This window comes from uncultured Helcococcus sp. (genome assembly GCF_946998255.1).
Lineage (GTDB): Bacteria > Bacillota > Clostridia > Tissierellales > Peptoniphilaceae > Helcococcus.
Map to the genome: position 1 here is coordinate 1 of NZ_CAMPYN010000065.1, position 5,414 is coordinate 5,414.

At 29.6% G+C, this 5,414-nt stretch carries 4 protein-coding genes; 1 reads left to right on the plus strand and 3 read right to left on the minus strand.

Annotated elements, in window-relative coordinates:
• Window positions 1–161 precede the first annotated feature (161 nt).
• Entirely contained in the window at window positions 162–1,649 is a 1,488-nt protein-coding gene (locus tag Q0U66_RS05235; protein WP_297378293.1) for a DUF1846 domain-containing protein, read from the minus strand.
• 95 nt (window positions 1,650–1,744) lie between these two features.
• On the opposite strand from Q0U66_RS05235, the gene Q0U66_RS05240 reads away from it, so the two are divergent.
• Window positions 1,745–2,218, plus strand: a complete 474-nt coding sequence (locus Q0U66_RS05240; protein WP_297378296.1) for a methylglyoxal synthase — start codon at window positions 1,745–1,747, stop codon at window positions 2,216–2,218.
• Window positions 2,219–2,270: 52 nt separating this feature from the next.
• Here Q0U66_RS05240 and Q0U66_RS05245 read toward each other — a convergent pair whose 3' ends face one another.
• Window positions 2,271–4,412 carry a HAMP domain-containing sensor histidine kinase gene (locus Q0U66_RS05245; RefSeq protein ID WP_297378299.1) on the minus strand — a complete coding sequence of 714 codons (2,142 nt, stop codon included), beginning with the start codon at window positions 4,410–4,412 and terminating at the stop codon, window positions 2,271–2,273.
• 1 nt (window position 4,413) lies between these two features.
• Window positions 4,414–5,124, minus strand: a complete 711-nt coding sequence (locus Q0U66_RS05250) for a response regulator transcription factor (RefSeq protein ID WP_297378302.1) — start codon at window positions 5,122–5,124, stop codon at window positions 4,414–4,416.
• Window positions 5,125–5,414 lie beyond the last annotated feature (290 nt).

The window sequence follows — 5,414 nt, forward strand, 5'->3', positions numbered from 1 at the left end:
TTCAGTAGCATGGCCTTTTTCTTTGGTATATCTTACATCTACATAATTAAAATATTCTGATAATTTTACTCTTAGATATTCTTCTTTCTCCTTACTTTCAGATCTTCCAGATTCAGGATTAGCAATCACTAAAATATTATCCAATTTATCCATATATACTCCTAATAATTTTTAAATAATCCCTTAGTCCTGAATTTTGGTGACTGGGTAAAACTTATTCCTAAATTTCTTAATAATTCTTTATCATTTGCTTCCAGCATAACTGTAGAATGTCCTTCCAATCCCTTTAATTTATCTAATTGAGTTAAAGCTTGGTGGGATAAAGGATTTGTTGTGGCTGACATAGCAAGAGCTATCATAACCTCATCTAAGTGTAAGATAGACTTATCTTCAGATTGTAAACCATCTTTTAACTCAAGTATTGGCTCCAAAATATTTGGTGATATAAGTGGTATATCATCATTAATATTAGCATAGATTTTTAAGGCGTTAAGTATACAAGCAGATGGAGCATTGAGTAGTTTTGTTTGTCTTCCTTTAACTATTTTCCCGTCTTGCAGCTGCAAAGCAAAAGCTGGTGATTGACTTTCCTTAGCTTTTTTTCTTGATCCTGATACTACCTTACGAATAGCACTAGAAATTTTCAATTGTTTCATTAAAAGCTCTATTTTATCTAACTCACTCCTGCTTGCTTTACCAGTTTTAATATCGCATAAGCTATCAAAATATCTTCTTATAATCTCTTGTTTTGAAGCCTCTTCTACAGCCTTATTATCTTCAATACAAAATCCTACCATATTTACACCCATATCGGTAGGTGATTTATATGGTGAATAACCCATGATTTCTGTTAAAATAGTTTCTAAAATTGGATAAGCTTCAACATCTCGATTATAATTTGTTGCCATTTGCCCATAGGCTTCTAAATGATATGGATCAATCATATTTACGTCATTTAGGTTTGCCGTAGCTGCTTCGTAAGCAAGGTTTACTGGATGTCTAAGATTTAAATTCCAAACTGGAAAGGTTTCAAATTTTGCATAACCTGCCTTTACTCCCCTTTTATTTTCATGATACATTTGAGATAAACAAACTAAAAGCTTGCCTGAGCCAGGTCCAGGACCTGTAACTACAACTAGGGGCTTTTTGGTCTTTACATACTCATTTTTACCAAACCCTTCATCACTAACTATTTTATCAACATTATGAGGGTAACCAAAGATTGTATATGATAAGTATGTCTTAATCCCCATAGAATTTAGGTATTCTTTAAATTTAATAGCATCTGGTTGGTTTTCAAATTGATTTATCATGACTCCAGCTATATCAAATCCTACATTCATAAAAGAATCTATGAGTCTTAGAGTTTCTCCATCATAACCTATACCTAGGTCTCCTCTTATTTGATTATTTTCAATATCGTGGGCATTTACAACAATGATGACCTCTGCCTTATCTTTAAGCTTTAGAAGCATCTTTAATTTTGCATCTTCTTCAAAACCAGGCAATACTCTTGCAGCATGACCATCATCAAATAATTTACCGCCTAATTCTAGGTATAGTTTATTATCAAATTTATTAATTCTTTCTAAAATATGTTCTGATTGTAATTTTATGTATTTATCATTGTTAAAAGCTTTTGTTTTCATATATTTCCTCTTTTTATATATACAAAATTATACCATAATTACCTGTATTATAAAGATAAAATAATATATAATAGTATAAAAGGATAGGAGGAAATATGCACACACCATATGTAAAAGTATTAGTTCCTAAAAAGAAAAGAATAGCACTTGTAGCTCATGATGACACCAAGACTGAATTGTTTGCTTGGATGCATGATAAAATCGACATCTTAAAAAAACATAACTTATGTGGTACAGGTACTACTTCTACTATTATTAGAGAAAATTTTGACTTAGAAATAAAATCTTACTTTAGTGGGCCTCTAGGTGGCGACCAACAAATTGGTGCCGCCATATCAAAAGGAGAAATTGATATTTTAATATTTTTCTGGGACCCTATGTCTGCACAACCACATGATCCTGATGTTAAAGCTTTATTGAGGACAGCAGTACTTTATGATGTACCAACAGCCCAATCTCCAACCGGTGCTGATTTCATCTTTAACTCTGAACTTATTGACCAAGAATATTATAAGTATATTCCAAACACTGCAGTAAATGTAGAAGAAAGAGTAGACCAATTATCTTAAAACAAAAGAAAAGATCTTTGCTAATAATTAATATTAACAAAGATCTTTTTTATTAAAATTCTATTTTTACTATAAATAAATCACCGATTATATCTATAGTAAATTTACCATTTTGTAGTTCTGTTAGAGATGATGCAATAGATAATCCTAAGCCTGATCCTTCAGTATTTCTAGACTCATCTCCTCTTTTAAATCTTTCCATTAATTCAGATGGAGATATATTTAGGGCATATTTTGATATATTTTTAATAGTTAGAGTCCTATCCTTCATATCCATATAAACCCTAGTTCCTTCTAAAGCATATTTATATATATTTGAAAAGACATTTTCAAATATCCTATAAGTTTGCTGACCATCTAGAGAAAGTATTTCTTCTTCATCAGGAATATTCACTATTAATTCTAAATCCTTTTCTTCAAATTTATCTATCCATTCTCCCAAGGCCTGATTGAATATCTCTCGTAGATCTATGTCTGTGAAATGTAAATCTACATTGTTAGAATTTAATTTCGATACTTCAAAAAGTGATTCTATCAAAGATTTTAGCCTCAATGATTTTTGATGAATAGTTTCAGCATATTTTCTTATATCTTCAATATCCGTATTTTCATCATTTATCAGCTGTGAATAGTTGATTATAGATGTCAAAGGAGTTTTTAAATCGTGACTGACATTTGTAATCAATTCAGTCTTCATTCTTTGTGATTCTATTTGCTTTTCTACAGCTGTTTCTAAAGAATCTCCCGCCTTATTAATATTGGCAGATAATTTTTTTAGAGAATTCTTATCTGAAACTCTATATTCATAGTTACCTACTGAATATTCCTCACTTATATTTTGTATTTCTTTTATATCGCCATATATCTTTTTAGCTATCTTGTAAAATATTAGTAGAGGTATAAGCCCTATTAGAAAAGCTATTGGAGAATTAAATAGCAATACGGAAAATATAAACCAAAATCCAAGTATTAAAGTAAAGATTCCAACAAATACTTTTCTATCACTAATATCTACAAGCCTTAAAAAGGACAATATTATATTCTTTATTTTTCTAATAAACCAAGACCCTATTTTATATATAATAGAATTTTGTATTAAGAATGTTTTGTAACCCTTATAATATATAGATTTAAGTCCAATTGAGAAATAAATAATAAGAATAGTCAAAACTGTAAAAACTACAGCTAAGGATAGGGTAAATATTAATTTATTTTCAAATATCCTATATATTATATCTGTAATTTGACTACTATCTACAATGTTTTTTAGTAGAGTAACACCTATTACCAAAATAATTGGTATTAAAATCATAAGCACTTCTATAGGAATTTTTTTCAATCCTTCAAATACATCATTTTCCTTAAGTTTATGATAGTTCAAGGCCATAATATATATGAAAATAATCACTGAAAAAGCTATTACTCCCCCTAAAAGCTTAATTAATGTATTTCCTGTATTTATATATTGCTCTTGAGACCTATATAAATAACTATTTTCATTCAAATCATAAAAACTTATAATTTCCAAATTTTTACTTTCGTCATAGTTTTTAAAAATAAGATTAAAATCTTTGATTATATTTTCTGCATATAATTTTATTTTACCTTCTGAAAAATCATCTTTGTTAGTTAAAACTGTAGCCTCTTCATCTCCAGATTTTTTTAATCCTATTATTAGTATTTTTTTCTTAGCATAAGCACTAGAAATATCTTCTATACTAGAGAAATCACTTATTGAATCATATTTTTTAATTGTATTTCTTTCTACGTTTACTAACTCTTCATCTTCAGCTTTGTCATAAGTTACCAATTTTTTTACACTAGCATTTTTGAATTCTAAGTATTCTTTATATTCATCTTCATTTTCAAAACCTAAGATTTGATCATTATTTGTCAACGCAACCAATTTAAAATTGTGTTTATCCATATAGGCTTTGGTAAATGGTCTATTAGAAATTATTTCATTTTTTCCACGATACTCAATATCATTCAGCCCAAAAATACCATTTCCATTTCGTTCTAATTGGCTTCTCAAATTACCTAACTGGTTCATGACTCCTGGAGATGCCCCTATATCAGCCTGGGTATACTTACTTATGTCTACATTCACTATACCTAGAGAAAATACTAAGATTATTATGCCTAGGATAGAAAATATTATGGACCTACTATAGGCCTTATTTTTGTTATTCATTTTACCTCCTACTTGGATCTACAAACTTGTATCCAATTCCCCATACAACTTGCAAATATTCTGGTTTATTAGGGTCAATTTCGATTTTTTCTCTGATTCTTCTTATATGTACAGTCACAGTTTTAGTATCTAGGGCATACTCCCCCCACACATGTTCGTATATTTCATCACTTGTAAAAACCCTATTTGGCGAGGACATCAAAAGTTCTAAAATACCATATTCGATTTGAGTCAAGGCAACAATATCTCCATTTACTTCTATATTTTTTTCATATTCATTTAAAGTTAAATTTCCAATTTGGATACTTGAACCATTCCTTACTTGCTGACTTTTATCTTTATATGAATAAAATCTTCTTAAATTTGATTTAACTCTTGCAACTAATTCCAAGGGGTTAAATGGCTTAGTTATATAATCGTCTGCTCCAATATCAAGACCCAATACCTTATCATAATCTTCTCCCTTAGCTGACAAGATTATAATTGGCACATAAGAAATTTCTCTTAGTTTTACTATGGCCTCTTCACCAGTCATATTAGGCATCATTAGGTCCATAATGATTAGATCAATTTCTTCATTTTTAAATTTCTCTATAGCCTGCAGACCATCTTCCGCATACAATACTTGATAGTTTGCATTATTAAGATATATTCCTATAGAATCTCTTATAGCCTTATCATCCTCTGCAACCAGTATTTTATATTCTGACATCTCAACCTCCACTATCATATTAACAAAGAACTTTTACTTATTAACTAATTAATTGTTACAAAATTATAAATATTATCATTCCTAATTTTATTATAAGATATATTGACTAAATCTTTTTTAAACATAAAAAACTCTTTTAATCTATTATAGATCAAAAGAGTTTTTTACATAATATTATTTTATTAATTAACGGCTTCCGCCACCAAAGCCACCACCGAAGGATCCGCCTCCTCCACCAGTGAAGGTACCTCCACCACTACCTGAGAAGGATGCCTGTCTAGCAGATGAAT